At 70.9% G+C, this 17,956-nt stretch carries 14 protein-coding genes; 8 read left to right on the top strand and 6 right to left on the bottom strand.

Translation table 11 applies throughout. The features are described 5' to 3' along the window. Positions 1 to 94: 94 nt before the first annotated feature. The 4 genes from ACTOQ1_RS23270 to hutI all read right to left on the bottom strand — a co-directional run bounded on the left by ACTOQ1_RS23270 (position 95) and on the right by hutI (position 6,247). A complete protein-coding gene (locus ACTOQ1_RS23270) occupies positions 95 to 2,698 on the bottom strand; it encodes a ComEC/Rec2 family competence protein (protein WP_440070125.1) in 2,604 nt (867 codons plus the stop codon). Positions 2,699 to 2,861: 163 nt separating this feature from the next. Next, a complete protein-coding gene (locus tag ACTOQ1_RS23275) occupies positions 2,862 to 3,737 on the bottom strand; it encodes a helix-hairpin-helix domain-containing protein (protein ID WP_440070126.1) in 876 nt (291 codons plus the stop codon). 169 nt (positions 3,738 to 3,906) lie between these two features. Next, complete coding sequence (locus ACTOQ1_RS23280) at positions 3,907 to 4,776, bottom strand: DegV family protein (RefSeq protein WP_440070127.1); 870 nt, start codon at positions 4,774 to 4,776, stop codon at positions 3,907 to 3,909. A 262-nt stretch (positions 4,777 to 5,038) separates the two neighbouring features. Further along, complete coding sequence (gene hutI, locus ACTOQ1_RS23285; protein WP_350974555.1) at positions 5,039 to 6,247, bottom strand: imidazolonepropionase; 1,209 nt, start codon at positions 6,245 to 6,247, stop codon at positions 5,039 to 5,041. An 833-nt stretch (positions 6,248 to 7,080) separates the two neighbouring features. Between hutI and ACTOQ1_RS23290 the strand changes: the two genes are divergently transcribed. The 6 genes from ACTOQ1_RS23290 to ACTOQ1_RS23315 are packed head-to-tail and all read left to right on the top strand — an operon-like array spanning position 7,081 to position 12,993. Then, the gene (locus ACTOQ1_RS23290; protein WP_440070128.1) at positions 7,081 to 7,965 is read left to right on the top strand and encodes an STAS domain-containing protein; all 885 of its coding nucleotides are present in this window, start codon (positions 7,081 to 7,083) and stop codon (positions 7,963 to 7,965) included. After that, entirely contained in the window at positions 7,965 to 8,345 is a 381-nt protein-coding gene (locus tag ACTOQ1_RS23295; protein WP_362834250.1) for an STAS domain-containing protein, read from the top strand. Before ACTOQ1_RS23290 ends, ACTOQ1_RS23295 begins: the two co-directional genes overlap by 1 nt. Continuing rightward, on the top strand, positions 8,342 to 8,743 hold the full coding sequence (locus tag ACTOQ1_RS23300; RefSeq protein WP_362677378.1) for an anti-sigma regulatory factor: 402 nt from the start codon (positions 8,342 to 8,344) through the stop codon (positions 8,741 to 8,743). Before ACTOQ1_RS23295 ends, ACTOQ1_RS23300 begins: the two co-directional genes overlap by 4 nt. Continuing rightward, positions 8,731 to 9,741, top strand: coding sequence for an ATP-binding protein (locus ACTOQ1_RS23305; protein ID WP_440070129.1), 1,011 nt, complete (start codon positions 8,731 to 8,733; stop codon positions 9,739 to 9,741). Before ACTOQ1_RS23300 ends, ACTOQ1_RS23305 begins: the two co-directional genes overlap by 13 nt. Further along, positions 9,738 to 11,420: an ATP-binding response regulator gene (locus ACTOQ1_RS23310; protein ID WP_440070130.1), complete on the top strand. Its 1,683-nt coding sequence runs from the start codon at positions 9,738 to 9,740 to the stop codon at positions 11,418 to 11,420. The genes ACTOQ1_RS23305 and ACTOQ1_RS23310 overlap by 4 nt, the downstream gene beginning before the upstream one ends. Further along, positions 11,413 to 12,993, top strand: coding sequence for a SpoIIE family protein phosphatase (locus ACTOQ1_RS23315; protein WP_440070131.1), 1,581 nt, complete (start codon positions 11,413 to 11,415; stop codon positions 12,991 to 12,993). Before ACTOQ1_RS23310 ends, ACTOQ1_RS23315 begins: the two co-directional genes overlap by 8 nt. A 52-nt stretch (positions 12,994 to 13,045) precedes the next feature. On the opposite strand, the gene hflX is transcribed toward ACTOQ1_RS23315, so the two are convergent. Beyond that, positions 13,046 to 14,416, bottom strand: coding sequence for a GTPase HflX (hflX, locus tag ACTOQ1_RS23320; protein WP_440070215.1), 1,371 nt, complete (start codon positions 14,414 to 14,416; stop codon positions 13,046 to 13,048). 250 nt (positions 14,417 to 14,666) lie between these two features. Beyond that, a complete protein-coding gene (locus ACTOQ1_RS23325) occupies positions 14,667 to 15,350 on the bottom strand; it encodes a DUF4097 family beta strand repeat-containing protein (RefSeq protein ID WP_440070132.1) in 684 nt (227 codons plus the stop codon). Positions 15,351 to 15,593: 243 nt separating this feature from the next. Here ACTOQ1_RS23325 and aceB point away from each other — a divergent pair, with 243 nt between their 5' ends. Both aceB and ACTOQ1_RS23335 read left to right on the top strand, forming a co-directional pair. Further along, complete coding sequence (gene aceB, locus ACTOQ1_RS23330) at positions 15,594 to 17,180, top strand: malate synthase A (RefSeq protein WP_440070133.1); 1,587 nt, start codon at positions 15,594 to 15,596, stop codon at positions 17,178 to 17,180. A gap of 109 nt (positions 17,181 to 17,289) precedes the next feature. Beyond that, positions 17,290 to 17,925 (top strand): DUF1016 N-terminal domain-containing protein, encoded by a 636-nt coding sequence (locus tag ACTOQ1_RS23335; protein WP_440070134.1) that lies wholly within the window; start codon positions 17,290 to 17,292, stop codon positions 17,923 to 17,925. The last annotated feature ends 31 nt before the right edge of the window (positions 17,926 to 17,956 follow it).

Genomic DNA, 17,956 nt, shown 5'->3' on the forward strand with positions numbered 1-17,956 from the left:
CTGGAAACAACACAGGAGGTGAGAACCATGACAAACTCCACTATTCGCCGCCACGCCTGCCCCCGCTGCGGAACGTCCCTCGACGAGGGCCCGATCATGTACCGTTGCGCGCGCTGCAGCCGGTCGGTCTACGCCGCCGACGTGGACACCGAGTTCCGCCGCCCGGCCAGGACCGGGAGCTGACCCGCGCTCCTCGGGCAGAACCGGCACCCGGCCCACGCCGCCGGCCAGAACCAGGACCCGGCCCGCGCCATCCGGCCGGAACCGTCCGGCCGGAAGCAGGATCCGGCCCGCACCGCCCGGCCGGAACCGTCCGGCCAGCACCGAGGCCTGACCCGCACCGCCCGGCCAGGACCGGGACTCGACCCGCACCGGCCCCGTCCATCCGGGCCGGGCGCCACGAGCCGCCCGCCAACGGGGCCGCGCGCCCTCGGGCGACGACCGCCAGAGCCCCCTCGCGGACCACCACCGCGAGGTCTCCCGACAGGTCCGTCCGGTAGGCGCGCATGCCGAGCCGGTGCAGCGCGGCCAGGGTCGACGGGGCGGGGTGGCCGTAGCCGTTGTCCGCCCCCACGCTGATCAGAGCGGCGCGGGCACCGGAGGCGGCGAGGAAGGCCGGGTCGTACCTGCCAGAGCCGTGGTGCGGAACCTTGAGGATCTCGGCGGGCGGCAGGCCGCGCCGGAGCAGCTCCGCCTGGGCCTCGGTCTCGATGTCTCCGCTGAGCAGAGCCGCCCCCGCGGCCCAGCGGACGTGCACCACGACGCTGGCGTTGTTGACGGCCGCCCCTTCCCCCGCGCCGGGCGGGGAGGCCTCGGCCACCGGGCCGATGACGGTGAGCTCCGAGGGCCCGAACCGCCAGGTCGCACCGGGCCTCGCCGCCCACTCGACCACGTGGCGGCGGGCGAGATCGGCGCTCAGCCTCACCCCCTCGCGCTCTCCGGCACCGTGCGGGGTCACCATCACCGCTCCCACGGCGCGCCCGCGAAAGACACCGTCGAGACCGCCCACGTGGTCGAGGTGCGGATGGGTGAGAACGACCAGCGGCACCTCCCCGACCCCCATGGAGCGCAGGCAGCGGTCCACCGGCACCGGGTCCGGCCCCGCGTCCACCACCACGGCCCGCCCCGGCCCCGCCGCGACGAGCAGAGCGTCTCCCTGACCGACGTCGCAGGCCACCAGTAGCCATCCGCGAGGCGGCCAGCGTGCCACGATCGGCGCGGCCACCGTCACGGCGAGGACCAGCCCGGTGAGGGCCGCCAGGGCGATCAGGCGCGGCCGCCGGTGCCGCAGCACCAGCACGGCGAGTGGCACGGCACCGGCCAGCAGGAGCAGCCCGGTGACGCCGCCCGGCCACGGGATCACACCCAGCGGGAGCGCCGCGGTGTGCTCGGCCACCTCGATGATCCATCCGGTGGCCAGCCCCGCCGGCCGGACCAGCAGCTGGGCGAGCCCCATGTGCAGGGGCGCGACCAACGCCACCGCGAAACCGAGCAGGGTGGCGGGGGCCACGGCCGGGCCCGCGAGCAGGTTGGCCGGGATCGCCACCGGTGCGAGCTGTCCCGACATCAGCACCAGGACCGGGGTGACCGCGACCTGGGCGGCGGCGGCCACCGCGGTCGCCTCGGCGAACCATCGGGGCATACGGGCCGAGAGCCGGTCGCGCCAGCCCGGGGCGAGGACCAGGATGCCCGCGGTCGCCGAGACCGACAGGGCGAAGCCGTAAGAGCGGGCGAGGTCGGGGACGAAGAAGACCAGCCCCAGGACGGTCGCCGACAGGGCCGCGACACCGTCGCGCGAGCGGCCCGTGCCGAGGGCGAGGGCGGCGACCCCGCCCATCAGGAGGGCCCTGAGCACGCTGGGCGAGGGCCGGGCGACGACCGCGAAGGCGATCATGGCCGCCATCGCCGGCACCGCCCGCGCCGCGAGAGGCAGCCCGGCCACCCTGGCCAGCGCGACCGCCGCCCCCGCCACGACGGCGAGGTTCGCGCCGGAGACCGCGAGAAGATGGCTGAGGCCCGCCGCCTTGAAGTCGGCTTTGACCTGCTCGTCCATCCGGGACACGTCGCCGACCACCAGGCCGGGCAACAACCCGCGCTGCGCCGGCGGCAACACGTCGGCCGCCTCCCGTAACCCCGACCTGAGTGCCCCGGCCGCGCGCTGCTCCCAGGATGGCCCGCTCAGGACTCGTGGTGCCCCCTTGACCAGCACCACCGCCGCGAGCAGCTCTCCGGGGCCGGCCCGGCCGAAGCGCCCGCTGACCTCCACTCGCTGGCTGGGCAGCAGGGATCGCCACCCGGCGCCCGAGACGAACAGCACCACCGGAGCCCGAAGCGCCACCCTGCCCGCTCCCGTCCCGACCGACTCGACCCGGGCGGGCACCACGAAACCCTCCCGCGGGAAGGGCCCTCCCCCACGGTTCGTCTCCCGGGGATCGTCGGTGACCACCACCTCGGCCGTCGCCGAGGCGTTCCTGCCCGCGAGCTCGGCGACCGGCCCCGTACCGACCGCGTGCACCCGGAAGGCCACCGACCCCGCCACCGCGGCGGCGCATCCCAGGATCGCGATCGCCGCGTTCCGCCGGCTCGCCGCCCCCTGTGCCCGGGTCAGGACGGCCACGGCCAGGGCACCCGCGGCCATGAGACCGGCCGTCACCGCACCGGTCGCGGCCGAGCAACCCAGCAGGAAGAGGGCGGTCATCCATGAGACCGCCGCCGGCAGGACCAGATGCGTGGCATGCGCACGCCACCCCTTTCCTGAACCGCCCAGGATTCCCGACCCCTCGGACCCGCTGGGGGGTGCGGAGCCACCGGAGACTCCGGCCGTGGCGAACCTCGTCACGGCCGTCCTCGCGACCGAGGTGTCAAACACGGGCCTTGTCCCGCATCTCGGCGTACTTCCGGTCACCTATCCCGCTCACGTCGCGAAGCTGCTCGACGGAGCGGAAGCCGCCGTGTGCGTCGCGGTATTCGACGATGCGCCGGGCGAGCACCTCGCCCACGCCCGGTAGCTCCTCAAGCTGCTCGGGGGTGGCGGTGTTGAGGTCGACGACGGCGGTGGCGGGATCTGCCGGATTCACCGGAGCGGGCGCCGCCGCGACGGCGGCCGTACCGGAAAGGCCGACGACGATCTGCTCGCCGTCGACGAGCCTGCGCGCGAGGTTGAGGGATCCCGTGGCGGCCGCTCCACGGACGCCCCCGGCCTCCTGGAGCGCGTCGGCGACCCGTGAACCGCCGGGCAACGTGATCACCCCGGGCCGGCGGACCTTACCCGTCACGTGAACGGTCAGCTCGGCGACCGGCGTGGACCCCTGCCGCGAGACGGTGACGGGCGCCGACAGCGGTGACCCGGCGATCGGCATCGGCGGGGCCAAGGGCTCGGGCTCCGGCTGGGACCGCCAGGCGTACACGCCGCCCGCGACGGTGGCCACCAGGGCGACGAGCAACAGCAGGCGCAGCCCCGGGCGGTCAGGACCGAGCGCGACCTTCTGGGTCGCCACGACCTTGCGAAGCGCCTCGAAGGACGGAGGGATCGGCGCCGAACGCATGCGCGCGGCGGGACCGTCGTGGACGACGTCCTCCGGTTCGCCCTGACCTCCGGCCCGCGCATGCCTGCCCTGGCACGGTGTGCCGGCCGGACGGCACGACGGGGGCACCCGGCCGGGTGATCCGCTCCCGGTCAGGATCCGCAGTCGCGACTCGGCTTGGAACCGCTCGGTGTTCTGGCCTGTGGTCCGCACCCGCAGGACGTTACGGAGACGGCGGCGGGCGCACTTTCACCGAATCTCGTTCTGGGGATAAGGGGACGATCGGCGGAGAGCGGGGACACAGGTCGGCCTGATCGGCGCGCGGGTCATCAGACGGATCCGAAGACCACACGGGCTCGAAGACGACACGGACCAGCGGACCTCACGGATCGGTGGACACCAGAGGCTCGCCCGCGGAGACGGTGATGCCGAGCATGCCTGGACCGACGTGCGCGCCGATCACCGGGCCGACCTCGACGACGATGACCTTGGCAAGGGCGGGAATGCGCCGGTGCAGTCGTGCGGCCAGGGTGTCCGCGCGGGACCGGGCGGCGAGATGCTGGACGGCGACCTCCACCGGGCCCGTACCCGCGGCCTCGACCGCGAGGTCTTCGAGGCGGGCGATGGCACGGCTAGCCGTACGGACCTTCTCCAGGGGAACGATCGCGCCGTCGGAGATGTGCAGAATCGGCTTGATCATCAGCGCCGAGCCGAGGAGGGTCTCCGCCGCGCCGATCCGGCCTCCCCTGCGGAGATACTCCAGGGTGTCGACGTAGAAGAAGCTGTGCACCGACTCCATGCGGCGGCGGGCGGCGTCCGCCACCTCGGCCCGTGTCGCGCCCGTCGCGGCGGCGCTCGCGGCGGCCAGGACGGGGAACCCGAGACCCATGGCGATGGACCTGCTGTCGACGACGTCGACCGGGACGGGGGAATGCTCGGCCCCCGCCCGGGCGGCCTCGACAGTGCCGGACATCTCCGCCGACAGATGGATGGAGACGATGCCGGTCGCACCCCGGGCCGCCGCCTCGTCGTAGGCGTCCGTGAAACGGCGCGGGGCGGGCATGGAGGTCGTCACCTGGCCCCGTTCCCGCAGCATGTCGCCCATGCTCGCACCCTCGATCCGCGGCATGTCGTCGAGCGGTCTGCCTCCCACGATCATCTGGAGCGGCACCACGACGATTCCCCTGCGGGAGACCTCCTCGGGAGGGAGGTAGGCGGTGGAGTCCGTGACGACGGCGACCGGTGGAGACATGCCCAGAGGTTACGCGGTGGAGATCACACGGAGGAGACGGGATCGGCTCCTCCCCGGGTGAACGACTCCCCGGGTGAACGACTCCCCGGGTGAACGACGAGGAGCCCTCGTGAACGAGGAGGAGCCCTCGTGAACGGCGAGGAGCCGCGAGCGCGAGGGAAACGGCCGCTCGAGGGGAGAGCCCGTCGGAAGGAGGGGTCGCTGGAGGGGAGGATCCGGCGGGCGAGGGTTCCGAGGGCGAAGCCTCCGGAAGGGGGGAGACCTACTGGACGGGGGTGCCGCCGCGCCAGACCCGGCGGGGCTTGAGGCCGAAGGCCCAGGCGAAGGCGCCCTCGTGGTCGGCGTCCCACTGGACGATGTCGGCCAGGCGGCCGGGGGCGAGAACGCCGCGATCGGGAGCGCCGAGGACCGTGGCACCACCGAGGGTGGCGGCCCGGAGGGCGTCGCCGACGCTCATGCCGAAGGCCGCGACGGCGAGGCTGATGACCAGGGACATCGAGGTGATGCCGCAGTGGCCCGGGTTGTGGTCGCTGCCGAGGGCCACCGTGACACCCTGGGCGAGCATCCGGCGGACCGGGGGCAGGCTGCCACGCTGGAGGGCGGTCCCGGGGCAGACCACGGCGGGGACGCCGTAGCGGGCCAGTATCGCGATGTCCTCGTCGGTGGTGTGGTGGAGCAGGTCGGCGGAGGCGCAGCCGAGTTCGGCGGCGAGCTGGACGGCGCCGCGCCTGGTGTAGGCGCCGGCGTGCAGGCGTGGCAGCAGGCCGACGTTGCGTCCGGAGGCCAGCACCCAGCGGGCCTCCTCCGCGGTGAAGTGGCCCTCGTCGCAGTAGACGTCGACACCGTCGGCTCCCGCCGCGGCGGCGTCGGCGCACCAGGCGCCCACGGCCTCGACGTAGTCGCGCTGGCGGCCGAAATACTCGGGCGGGACGACGTGCGCGGCCATGAAGGTCACGTGCACCCGCGGCATCATCGGCTCTTTCTCCAGCTCGCGCAGGAGTCGCACGTCGGCCAGCTCGCCGTCACGGGTGAGGTGGTAGCCGGTCTTGGCCTCGATGGTGGTGGTGCCGCTGAGCAGCCAGTCGCGGAGCCGCTCGCGGACGCCGTTGCAGAGCGTCCAAGGGTCGGTGCCACGGGTGACCGTCACGGTGGAGCCGATGCCGCCGCCCGCCGCGGTGATCGCGGACGGGGTGGACCCGCTGGAGCGCATCGCCATCTCGGCGTAGCGGTTTCCCGCGTAGACCGGATGGGTGTGCGCGTCGATCAGGCCGGGAGTGACCAGCGCGCCGCCCAGGTTCTCGACATGGTCGACGTCGACGATGTCGTCGACGACCCCCGGCACGCTCTGCGGAAGATCCGCGGCGCGGCCGACCCAGGCGATCCGGTCGTTGTGGACGAGGATCGCCGCGTTGCTGAACACGTCGTTTCCGGTCCAGAGCCGGCCGATGTTGGTCAGGAGGCGGACCGTCATCGCATCACCGCCTTGTGTTCAGGGGAAGACACCTGGAGGAGGACCGCACCCGGACGGGGCGAGCCGCCCCGGACGTCGCCGGGCACCGTGCCCTTCAAGCCCGCTGTGAGTCCGGACGGCATCGGGGGGTCTCCTGCTCTCATCCGCGTATTCGCTGTGCGGCGACAGTATCGCCGAGATCATGATCGGGCGATTTCAGTTCAGTTACGTTATTTCACAAGTCGGCCCGCTGTACAGGCTAATTGGGAAGAACGCCGCCCCTCCGCGACCGCACCTCACCCGTCGGCTCGACGATCACGCGTGGCGTTGAGCAACTTTCCACAGCTCAGACTACTTCTTCATCGCCCGTAACAGTAGTCACCAGAGCAACTTGCGTCATAACATCTCGCTAGATTTGCCTTATGGTAGCAATCCAAACCTTGGGCGACCACTGTCACTTTTGAGGCTTTTGTACGTTTTCACTCTCTTGTAGTGCAGCCATGTCGGGCCTCTCGGTGCAAGTTTCACCATTGAAACGCCGTTCGCCACCACTCTAGGCTGACATCCGGAAGGCTCGCGCCCCCTCGGCCCTTCTCCCCTACGGCCCCCTGTGGCCCCCCTACGCCCCCCTTGCGCCCCGCTCACCCGCGATCTTCCCCGGGCTCCATGTCGTGGCGCGGCGCCCTGGAGATCACCCGCGAAGCCCGTGATGTGATACGGCCGCACCGGCCGCTCGACCCGGTCGCCCCACCCTTCCGAAGCTCTGATGACAAGCGGCCTGCCCAACCTCAAAAAAGGTCGTAAGCAGGACGTTCCATGTAGCCTTTCGTGCGAGTTGTCTCCAGGTCGTACGCATGGGAGTTGCCTTGTCCGTCCACGCGGACGCCGGTCGGCGTCGCATCGAAGAACTTTTCCAGGAGCACGAGGCGCGCGTCCTCAAGCGCTGGCTTGAGATCGCCCGTTCGTCCACCGGCGGCACCGGCAATCAGGCGGATCGCGGAGGTCTGGCCGGCCAGTTGGGCGAGCTCTACCAGGCGCTGCGCCAGTCGTTCGGCGACTCCGGCGACCTCAGCGACCTGCGCGGTCTGCTCGCCGAGCTCTCCCGGGACCGTGCCCGCCAGGGTTTCACGCCGACAGAGACCGCGATCGTGGTGTTCGGCCTGAAGGAGGCGCTCTACGAGATCGTCGAGGAGGACGGCTCTCCCGAGGCCGTGCGAGGTTTCATCTGGTTCTCCCGGGTAATCGACGACCTCGGGCTCTTCACCATGGAGAGCTACGCGGCGGCCAGGGAGAAGATCATCATCGATCAGGCGGAACAGCTGCTCGAGCTGTCCACCCCGGTGGTCAAGCTCTGGGAGGGCATCGTCGCGGTGCCGCTGGTCGGCACGCTCGACTCGGCCAGGACCCAGGTCGTCATGGAGAAGCTGCTGCAGACGCTCGTCGACACCGGCTCCGAGCACGCGGTCATCGACATCACGGGTGTGCCCGCCGTCGACACCGAGGTCGCCCAGCACCTGCTCAAGACCGTGGTGGCGGCCCGGCTGATGGGCGCCGAGTGCGTGATCTCCGGCATCCGCCCGCAGATCGCCCACACCATCGTCACCCTCGGCATCGAGTTCGGCGACATCGTGACCAAGGCCACCCTCGCCGACGCGCTGGCCCACACGCTGCGGGCGAGCGGGGTCAAATTCGTCAAGGGCGGGGAGTCCCGCATCGCGGTACGGACGGTGGAGAGCTGATGGATCGCGTCCCCATCCTCAAGCTCGGCGACATCCTGATCGTCTCCATCCAGATCGACCTGCAGGACATGAGCGTGCTCGCGCTCCAGGAGGACCTGTCGGAGAAGGTGGTCGAGACCGGCGCGCGAGGGGTGATCATCGACATCACCGCCGTGGAGATCGTCGACTCCTTCATCGGCCGGATGCTGGCCACCATCGCGGCGATCTCCCGCATGCTCGACGCCGAGACGATCGTCGTCGGCATGCGCCCGGCGGTGGCGATCACCCTCGTCGAGCTCGGCCTCTCCCTCGGCGGCGTGCGCACGGCGCTCAACCTCGAGAAGGGCGTCGCGATGCTGAACCAGATCGAAAGCTCCCAAGCCTCCACGGCCGCCTGGTGACGACCGTGGAGGAGTTGCCCATCAACGTCAACGGCGACGTCGTGCTGGTCCGCCAGCACGTCAGGACCGTCGCCGTGAACGTGGGCCTGTCCCTGGTCGACCAGACCAAGGTGGTGACCGCGGCCAGCGAGCTGGCCCGCAACGCCCTGGTGTACGCGGGAGGCGGGCAGGTACGGGTCGAGGTCGTCCACAAGGGCATGCGGCGGGGCCTGCGGATGGTGTTCAGCGACAACGGGCCCGGCATCCCGGACATCGAGCAGGCGCTGACCGACGGGTGGACGACCGGCGGAGGCCTCGGCCTCGGCCTCAGCGGTTCCCGCCGCCTGGTCGACGAGTTCGACCTGGAATCGACTCCCGGTGAGGGCACGTTGATCACGGTGACGAAATGGGCACGCTGATCCACTCCCAGCACGACACCTGGGTACGGGCCGAGGACGCCAGCGCGATCGGCGCCCTCCGCCGTACCGCCGTGACGCTCGCGGAGATCCGCGGGTTCAGCGAGGAGGACACCGGGCGGGTCGCCGTCGCGGTGAGCGAGGCCGCGTCGAACCTGGTCAAGCACGCGACCGAGGGCGTGATGCTGATCCGCCCGCATCCGGAGCTGGACTCGGCCGTGGAGGTCCTCGCGATCGACCGGGGGCCGGGAATGCCGGACGTCTCGCGCGCCCTGCGCGACGGCTACTCCACCACCGGCACGCTCGGCATCGGGCTGGGCGGCATCGCCCGGATGGCCAGCGGGTACGAGGTTCACTCGATACCCAACCGGGGCACCGTTCTCGGCATGTACTTCGTCGCGCAGGACGCCTCGCGTCCCGCGTGCCGGGTGAGCGGCCTGACCCGCCCGATCGGCGAGGAGACCGTCTGCGGCGACGCGTTCGTGATCACCGAGGAGGGCACCACGACGACCGTGATGCTCTGCGACGGCCTGGGGCACGGACCCGCGGCCGCCCAGGCCGCCCAGGAGGCGGTACGGCTGTTCCTGCGGCACGCCGACCTCGCCCCGGTCACCGCCCTGGAGCGCATCCACGCCGGCCTCGGCCACACCAGGGGCGGCGCGGTCGCCGTGGCCCGCGTCGACGGCGCCGCGGGCACCGTGAGCTTCGCCGGCCTCGGCAACGTCTCCGCGTGGATCGCCCACAACGACGGCCGCCAGGGAATGATCTCCGTCCCGGGCATCGCCGGGCACAAGGCCAGGACCCTGCGCCAGTACGAGTACGCACTGCCCCGGCACGGCGTCGTCCTGCTCCACTCCGACGGCCTGACAGAACGCTGGGACATCACCTCCTATCCCGGGCTCGTCACGCGCCTCCCCTCCGTCGTCGCCGGCACGCTGCTGCGTGATGCCGGGACCCGCAGGGACGACGCCTGCGTGGTCGCCGTCAGGCCGGGCGCATGACCGAGGACGAGCTGAGCCGGATTCACGTCCAGGACGACCAGGACGTCTTCGCCATGCGCAAGCTGGGTCGCGAGGTGGCGGAGAGCGTGGGGCTGGAGGCCCAGGACCAGATCCGGGTGGCCACCGCGCTGAGCGAGATCGGCAGGGAGTTCGTCGAGGCGGGTGCCGACATCTCCGTCTCCTTCCGGCTGGAGCGGGACGCCCTGCTCGTCGCGGTCGACTTCTCGGCGAAAACCGACTTCCGTCCCTCGGACGGCGTGACGCTGGCGGGGCGTCTCGTCGACCTCATCGAGCTCGATCCCGCCGAGGGAAGAATAAGCATGGTCAAACGGCTCCCGCAGGGCCGCAAGCCGAGACTCTCGGCGGAGGAGATCCGCGCCAAGATCGCCGCTTCGACGCCCACCACCGCCCTCGACGAGCTGCGCAGGCAGAACAGCGAGCTCGCCGAGACCCTGGAGGAGGTCCTGCAGCTCAACACCGAGCTCCAGGAGACCAACCAGGGGGTGCTGGCGCTCTACAACCAGCTGTCCGAGGAGCTGGAGGAGACCAACCGCGGCGTCGTGGCGCTCTACGCGGAGCTGGACGAGAAGTCCGCGCAGCTCCGGGCGGCGAGCGACGCGAAGAACAGGTTCTGGGCCACCGTCAGCCACGAGCTGCGCACCCCCCTCAACTCGATCATCGGCCTGGTCCGCCTGCTGGTGGGACCGGGCGGGGATCCGCTGGCCGCCGAGCAGCTCCACCAGATCAACCTCATCGGCTCCTCGGCGGAGACGCTGCTGTCACTGGTGAGCGAGCTGCTCGACATGGCGAAGGCCGAGGCGGGGAGACTCGACCCCCAGCCCTCCATGGTCGATCTGGTGGCCCTGGCCGAACGGCTGCGCATGACGCTGCGCCCCACCACCGGCAACGACGAGGTGACGCTCAAGGTGGAGGTCTCCCAGGCTCCGCGGGAGATGCTGGTGGACGAGGTGATGCTCACCCGGATCCTGCGCAACCTGCTCTCCAACGGGCTGAAGTTCACCGAGCACGGCGAGGTCAAGCTGAAGGTGAACCTCGACGCGGCCACCCACGACCTGGTCTTCACCGTGACCGACACGGGAATAGGCGTGCCCGAGGAGCACCTGGAACGCGTCTTCGAGGAGTTCTTCCAGGTTCCCGGGCCGATCCAGGTGCGGAGCAAGGGGACCGGGCTCGGCCTGCCGTACGCCCGGCGGCTGGCGGAGGCGCTGGGCGGCGCGCTGCACCTGGCCAGCGTCGCCGGGTCCGGCACCACGGCCACCCTGAGGCTGCCCTACCGGCACGACGGGGCTCCCGTGGTCGGCCGGTTGCTCATCGTGGACGACGACGAGGAGTTCCGCGCCACCGTACGCCGGATGCTCACCGGGTTCGCCGCGCACATCGACGAGGCCTCCGACGGGCTCATGGCCCTGGAGATGATGAAGGAGAACCCTCCCGACATCGCGCTGGTGGACCTGCTGATGCCCCGCCTCGACGGCACCGCGCTGATGCTGCGGATGTCGGACGACGAGCGGCTGCACGAGGTTCCGGTGATCGTCGTGACCGTCGCCACGTCGCGCCAGGTCCCCGAGAGGGCACACATGATGATCTCCAAACAGGGGCTTCGCCGTGACACCCTTCTGGAGGCGATCGGAAGCGCCCTCGGACACGTGGATGGGTGACAACGGGGCGACGGTACTCGTCGTGGACGACACCCCGACCAAGCTGTACATCCTGTCGAGCTGGCTGCGGCGCTCGGGGCACCAGGTCGTGCAGGCCACCGGCGGCATGGAGGCGCTCGTCAAGGTCAGGGAGCTGCGGCCGGACCTCGTCGTCCTGGACGTGCGGCTGCCCGACATCAGCGGCTACGAGGTCTGCGAGCAGATCAAGGCGGACCCGGCGACGTCCTCCATCCCGGTCATCCAGATCTCCGGGGCGGCGATCACCCCGGCCGACCGGGCGCAGGGCCTCGAACGCGGGGCCGACGCCTACCTGGCGGAGCCGGTCGAACCGGACGAGTTCGCCGCGACCGTCGAGGCCACGCTGCGCTACTACCGCGCCCGGCAGCGGGCCGAGCTGATGGCCATGCGGCTGGCCGCCCTCACCGAGGTCACGCTCTCGATGAACGCCGCCGAGACGTTCGAGGAGCTCCTCACCACGGCCGTCGAGGGAACCTCACGAATCATGGGGAGGCAGGCGGGCACGCTCGCCCTGCCCCCCGACGGCCGGACCCGCAGGTTCTCCGCCTTCCCCGCGGAGGCCCCCGTCGCCAAGGTCGCGGCGCCGGACACGCTGCCCGGGCTGAGCGCGATGTCCCTGGGCGCCGCCGCCGGTACGCAGGTCTTCACGGTGCCGGCCGCCGAGTGGCTGGAGCTGATGCCCGACGCGACGCTCAGTGGCGACGTCTCGGCCGTGGTCTGCCGCACCAAGCTGGGCAGACCTCCCGTCTACCTCGGGGTGGAGGGGACCTCGCCACTCGACGCCGACGAGTCCAACGTGCTGCGCCAGCTCGGGCAGGCCCTCGCCCTGGCCGTGGACGCGCTGCGGGCGTACGCCGAGGAGCACGCGATCGCCCTCACCCTGCAGCGCAGCCTGCTGCCGACGCGGATCCCCGAGATCCCCGGACTCGCGATCAGCTGGCGGTACCAGCCGGCGGTCGACAACGTCGAGGTCGGCGGCGACTTCTACGAGGTCCTGCGGATGGGCCGGCGGGTGCTCATCGCCATCGGCGACGTCCAGGGACACTCGCTGCTGGCCGCCACCGTCATGGCGGAGCTGCGCCACGCGCTGCGCGCCTCCGTCATCGGCACCTCGGACCTCGGCGCGTCGATGGCGCTGCTCAACGAGGTGCTGCGGCGCTACCACCCCGGCATGACCGCCACCGTGTGCCTGCTCCTGCTCGACCCGGCGACCGGGGAGATGGAGATCGCGAACGCGGGGCACATCCCGCCCCTCTTCATCGCGGACGACCAGGCCGGCTATCACCGCCTGGGCAATCTCCTGCTGGGAGTGGCCGAGGAGACCTACCGGGTCGACCGGGTGAACGTCCCCGAGGGAGGCTCGGTGCTGATGTTCACCGACGGGCTCATCGAGGACCGCGACAAGCTGCTCGACGAGAGCCTGGATATCGTGCGGCACCTGGCGGAGCGGGTGGAGGAGGACCAGGAGGTCTTCTGCGACCGGCTGATCGAGCGGTTCGGCGCCAGGGAGGACGACGTGGCGCTGGTGATGTTCCGGCGCGGGGCGCGTCGCTGAGCCCCTTCGCCGTACCGTCCCGCGGGACGGTACGGCGTGCCGGAAAGGCGGGTCAGACGGCGGTCTCGACCGGCTTGGCGGTCTTCTCCAGCTCGGCGAAGAGGCCGGGCAGGACCCTGGCGTGCAGGACCGTGCCGTCCCCGGTGTGCTCGACGCCGAGGACCTCGCCCTCCTTGTGCGCCCGGGAGATCAGGTCGCCGCGCTCGTACGGCACGAGAAGCCTGACCTCCTGGTCGAAGCGGGGCAGCTCCCGCTCGATCACGGCCCTCAGCTCGTCGAGCCCGGCACCGGTGCGGGCCGAGACCACGACGGTGTGACTCTCCTTCGCGGTCAGCTGGGCCAGCACCACCGGGTCGGCGGCGTCGGCCTTGTTGATGACCACGATCTCGGGGATGTCGCGGGCGCCCTCGATGTCACCGATCACCTCGCGCACCGCGGCGAGCTGCGACTCGGGGTCGGGGTGCGAGCCGTCGACCACGTGCAGGATCAGGTCGGCGTCGCCGACCTCCTCCAGCGTGGAGCGGAACGCCTCGACGAGCTGGTGCGGCAGGTGCCGGACGAACCCGACGGTGTCGGCCAGCGTGAACAGGCGGCCGTCGGGCGTGTGCGCCCTGCGGACCGTCGGGTCGAGCGTGGCGAACAGGGAGTCCTCGACCAGCACTCCCGCGCCGGTCAGCCGGTTCAGCAGCGAGGACTTGCCCGCGTTGGTGTATCCGGCGATGGCCACGGCGGGGACCTCGCGCTGCAGGCGCCGCGAGCGCTTGGTCACGCGGGCGGTGGTCATCTCGCCGATCTGGCGGCGCAGCTTGGCCATCCGCTCGCGGATCCGGCGGCGGTCCAGCTCGATCTTGGTCTCACCGGGGCCACGACCGCCCATGCCGACGCCGCCCGCGGCGCGACCGCCGACCTGGCGGGACAGGTTGCCACCCCAGCCTCGCAGGCGCGGCAGCAGGTAGTTGAGCTGCGCGAGCTCGACCTGCGCCTTGCCCTCGCGGCTCTTGGCGTGCTGGGCGAAGATGTCGAGGATCAGCATGGTCCGGTCGATGACCTTGACCTTGACGATCTCCTCCAGCTGGCGGAGCTGGCCGGGGCTCAGCTCTCCGTCGCACACCACGGTGTCGGCACCGGTGGCGGAGACGATGTCGGCGAGCTCCTGCGCCTTGCCCGAACCGATGTAGGTCGCGGTGTCGGGCTTCTGCCGGCGCTGGATCAGACCCTCCAGCACTTCCGAACCCGCGGTCTCGGCGAGGAGCTTCAGCTCCAGGAGGGAGTTCTCGGCGTCGGTCGCCGTTCCGGAGGTCCAGACGCCGACCAGGACGACCCGCTCAAGCCGCAGCTGGCGGTATTCGACCTCGGTGACGTCTTCCAGCTCCGTGGAGAGGCCCGCCACCCGGCGGAGTGCCTGGCGCTCGGCCAGATCCATCTCGCCGTTGTCGAGCAGGTCGTCGAATCGGTCGATGTCCAGCGGCTCACGAGTGTCTATGTCGTCGCTCCATTCAGATGGTTGGTGCTTACGCGTTCTTCTCATATGAGTGAACGCCCGAACACCCCGGGTCTCTTCCCCCCGATGGTGCCACGGGAACCTCTACGTCATCACCTGGTTATCACCACTTCGTCCCCGCGGTGCCCGGGCGCCCCGATCGGGCTCCGGGGAACGCCCCGGGGCCGCGGCGTCAGGGAAGCAGGACCTGGGCGTCACCGGAGCCGGTCTTCAGCGTGACCTTGCGGGGCGAAGCGGGGTCCTTCGTCACCTCCACGGCCTCGTCGCCGGAGCCGGTCTCGGCGGTGACGTCGTAGCCGCCCTGGGGAAGGTACGCGACGACGTCGCCGCTCCCGGTCTCGATCCGCACCCCCTCGGGCGCGGCGGAGAATCTCGCCTCGACGTCGCCGGAGCCGGTCTCGGCGGTGAACCGCTTGGAGGTGAGGCCGCCGGCCTCGATGTCGCCGGAGCCGCTCACGGCGTTCACCTCCCCGGTCAGCCCGCGCATCGTGATGGTGCCCGAGCCGGTGTCGAGCTTGGCCGTGAGGCCCCGCGGGATCTCGACCTTGTAGTCCACCGTGCAGTTCCCGCGGCACTCGTCGCGCAGGGTGAGCGTGCCGCCGTCCACCGGGTGCCGGGGGGCGGGCTTGTCGCCACGCCAGTGGATGGTCTCGGTCACGTGGACGGCCGGCCGGTCCGACTCGGTGACCACGATGTCGCCGGAGCCGGTGGCGACGTCCAGGTTCGTCAGCTTGGCGGTGACGTCGTAGGAGACGACCTCCTGCTGCCGCTCGCGGAAGTCGAGGGCGAAGTCGCATCCCGAGAGCAAGAACACCGACCCCACGACCGCTCCGGCGACGAGCATGTTCTTCCTCATGCGCTCAACCCTCGATTTCCCGGGAAGCCCTCGCTCCCCATGTGCGACCGGTCCGTTCTCCCCCTCTGCCGAGGGCGCTACCTCACTCTGTCCGAGTCCGCCTCCCAGATCATCGGGGAACTCCCCGAGCGAGCCCTGAGGAAGACCCTGCCTTTGACCCGCAACCGACCCTCAAGTAGCGTCGATTCCACAATTCAGAATTACTTTTCCACCCTGCGGAAAATTGCACGGAAAGAGGGACTCATGGACGGTGTGGAGATCGGCGGCCCCATCCAGGACCGCTTCGACGAGATCCTCACGCCGGAGGCACTGGCCTTCGTGGCCACCCTCCAGCGTGAGTTCGACGGCCGGCGCCTGGAGCTGCTGGAGGCCCGCCAGGCCCGCCAGGCGGAGCTGTCGGCGGGCGGCACCCTCGACTTCCTGCCCGAGACCAGGCACGTGCGCGAGTCCGAGTGGCACGTCGCCCCGCCCGCGCCCGGGCTGGTGGACCGCCGCGTGGAGATCACCGGCCCCGTCGACCGGAAGATGACGATCAACGCGCTGAACTCGGGTGCCAAGGTCTGGCTGGCGGACTTCGAGGACGCCAACGCCCCCACCTGGGAGAACACCATCGGCGGCCAGCTCAACCTGCGCGACGCGCTCGACCGGACCCTGGACTTCTCCGCCGGGGAGAAGAGCTACGCCCTCAAGCCGGACACCGAGCTGGCCACCATCGTGGTCCGCCCCCGCGGCTGGCACCTGGACGAGAAGCACCTCACCCTCGACGGCAGGCCGTTCTCCGCCTCCCTCGTCGACTTCGGCCTCTACTTCTTCCACTCGGCGCAGCGGCAGATGGCCAAGGGCAAGGGCCCGTACTTCTACCTGCCGAAGATCGAGTCGCATCTGGAGGCCCGTCTCTGGAACGACGTCTTCGTCAGGGCCCAGGAACTGCTCGAGATCCCCCAGGGGACGATCCGGGCGACGGTGCTCATCGAGACCTACCCGGCCGCGTTCGAGATGGAGGAGATCCTCTACGAGCTCCGCGACCACTCCGCGGGCCTCAACGCGGGCCGCTGGGACTACCTCTTCAGCGTGATCAAGAAGTTCCGCACCCGCGGCCGCGAGTTCCTGCTGCCCGAGCGCAACGCCGTGACGATGACCGCCCCGTTCATGCGCGCCTACACCGAGCTGCTGGTCCGCACCTGCCACCGGCGCGGGGCCCACGCCATCGGCGGGATGGCCGCGTTCATCCCCTCCCGCCGCGACCCCGAGGTCAACAAGATCGCCCTGGAGAAGGTCACCGCCGACAAGACCCGCGAGTCCGGCGACGGTTTCGACGGCTCGTGGGTGGCGCATCCCGACCTCGTGCCGATCTGCCGCGACGTCTTCGACGCCGTTCTCGACGACCGGCCGAACCAGCTCCACCGCCTGCGCGAGGACGTCTCCGTCTCCGCCGCCGACCTGCTCGCGGTGTCCAAGACCCCCGGCGACATCACCGAGGCGGGGCTGCGCAACAACGTGGACGTGGCGCTGCGCTACCTGGCCGCCTGGATGGGCGGGCAGGGCGCGGTGGCGATCCACAACCTGATGGAGGACGCGGCGACCGCCGAGATCTCCCGTTCCCAGATCTGGCAGTGGATCCACAACGGCATCGAGCTCGCCGACACCGGCGACGTGGTGACCAGGGAACTGGTCGAGAAGATCATTGACGAGGAGCTCGCCAAGATCGAGGCGGAGCCCGGCTACGACGAGACCCTCTACGGCCAGGCCACCGCCCTGTTCAAGGAAGTCGCCCTGGACGACGACTTCGCGGAGTTCCTTACTCTCCCGGCGTATGCGCGTATGCCGTGACATGACCATTCCGACGGTGAGGAATCCTCATCCCCTGGCGGGGATTCCTCACTCCGAGCGGCCACCGGGGGCGGATGCGGACGTCGGGCCGAGTGGATACTTTGCGTGCATGAGCGATGACAGGAACGGCGAGGGAGCCGGACAGGGCGGGTACGAAGCGCTGCTCGACGCCGTCAAGCGCGAGATCATCGGCAGCAGGGGGCGGGTGGCACTGCTCACCACCGACACCGAGCTGATCCGCCAGTACTGGCGGATCGGCCGCCACATCCTCGACCGGCAGCCGGACGAGGAGTGGGGAAGGAAGATGGTGCCCCGGCTCTCGGCCGACCTGCGCGGCGCGTTCCCCGAGGCGACGGGCTACTCGCGGACCAACCTCCTCTACATGAGGGCCTTCGCGGCGGCCTGGCCCGACTCCGTCCCGCAGACGGCGCGGCCGATTCCCTGGGGTCACCACATCGTCCTGCTGGATATGCTGGACAACAGGGCGACCAGGGAGTTCTACGCGCGCAAGACCGCGGACGAGGGATGGGCCAGGGGCGTCCTGATCACGATGATCAAGGGCCGGCTCCACCTGCGCATCCGCCGCTCCCCGGCAGGACCCGCCCGCACGCCGCCCTCCCCCGACTGCCGGGCGTCGCAGCGGGCGGCCGGCGAGCCCCGCTTCGCCGGTCTCGTGGACGAGGGCCCCAGGCACGGCAGGAACGCCGGCGCCGCCGCGCTGAGCGAGAATTCGAGACGAGGATGACGAGGGTGCCGTCCTCGATCGGCCGATGGAG

This window comes from Streptosporangium sp. OZ121, from assembly GCF_051918885.1.
Taxonomy (GTDB): Bacteria; Actinomycetota; Actinomycetes; order Streptosporangiales; family Streptosporangiaceae; genus Streptosporangium.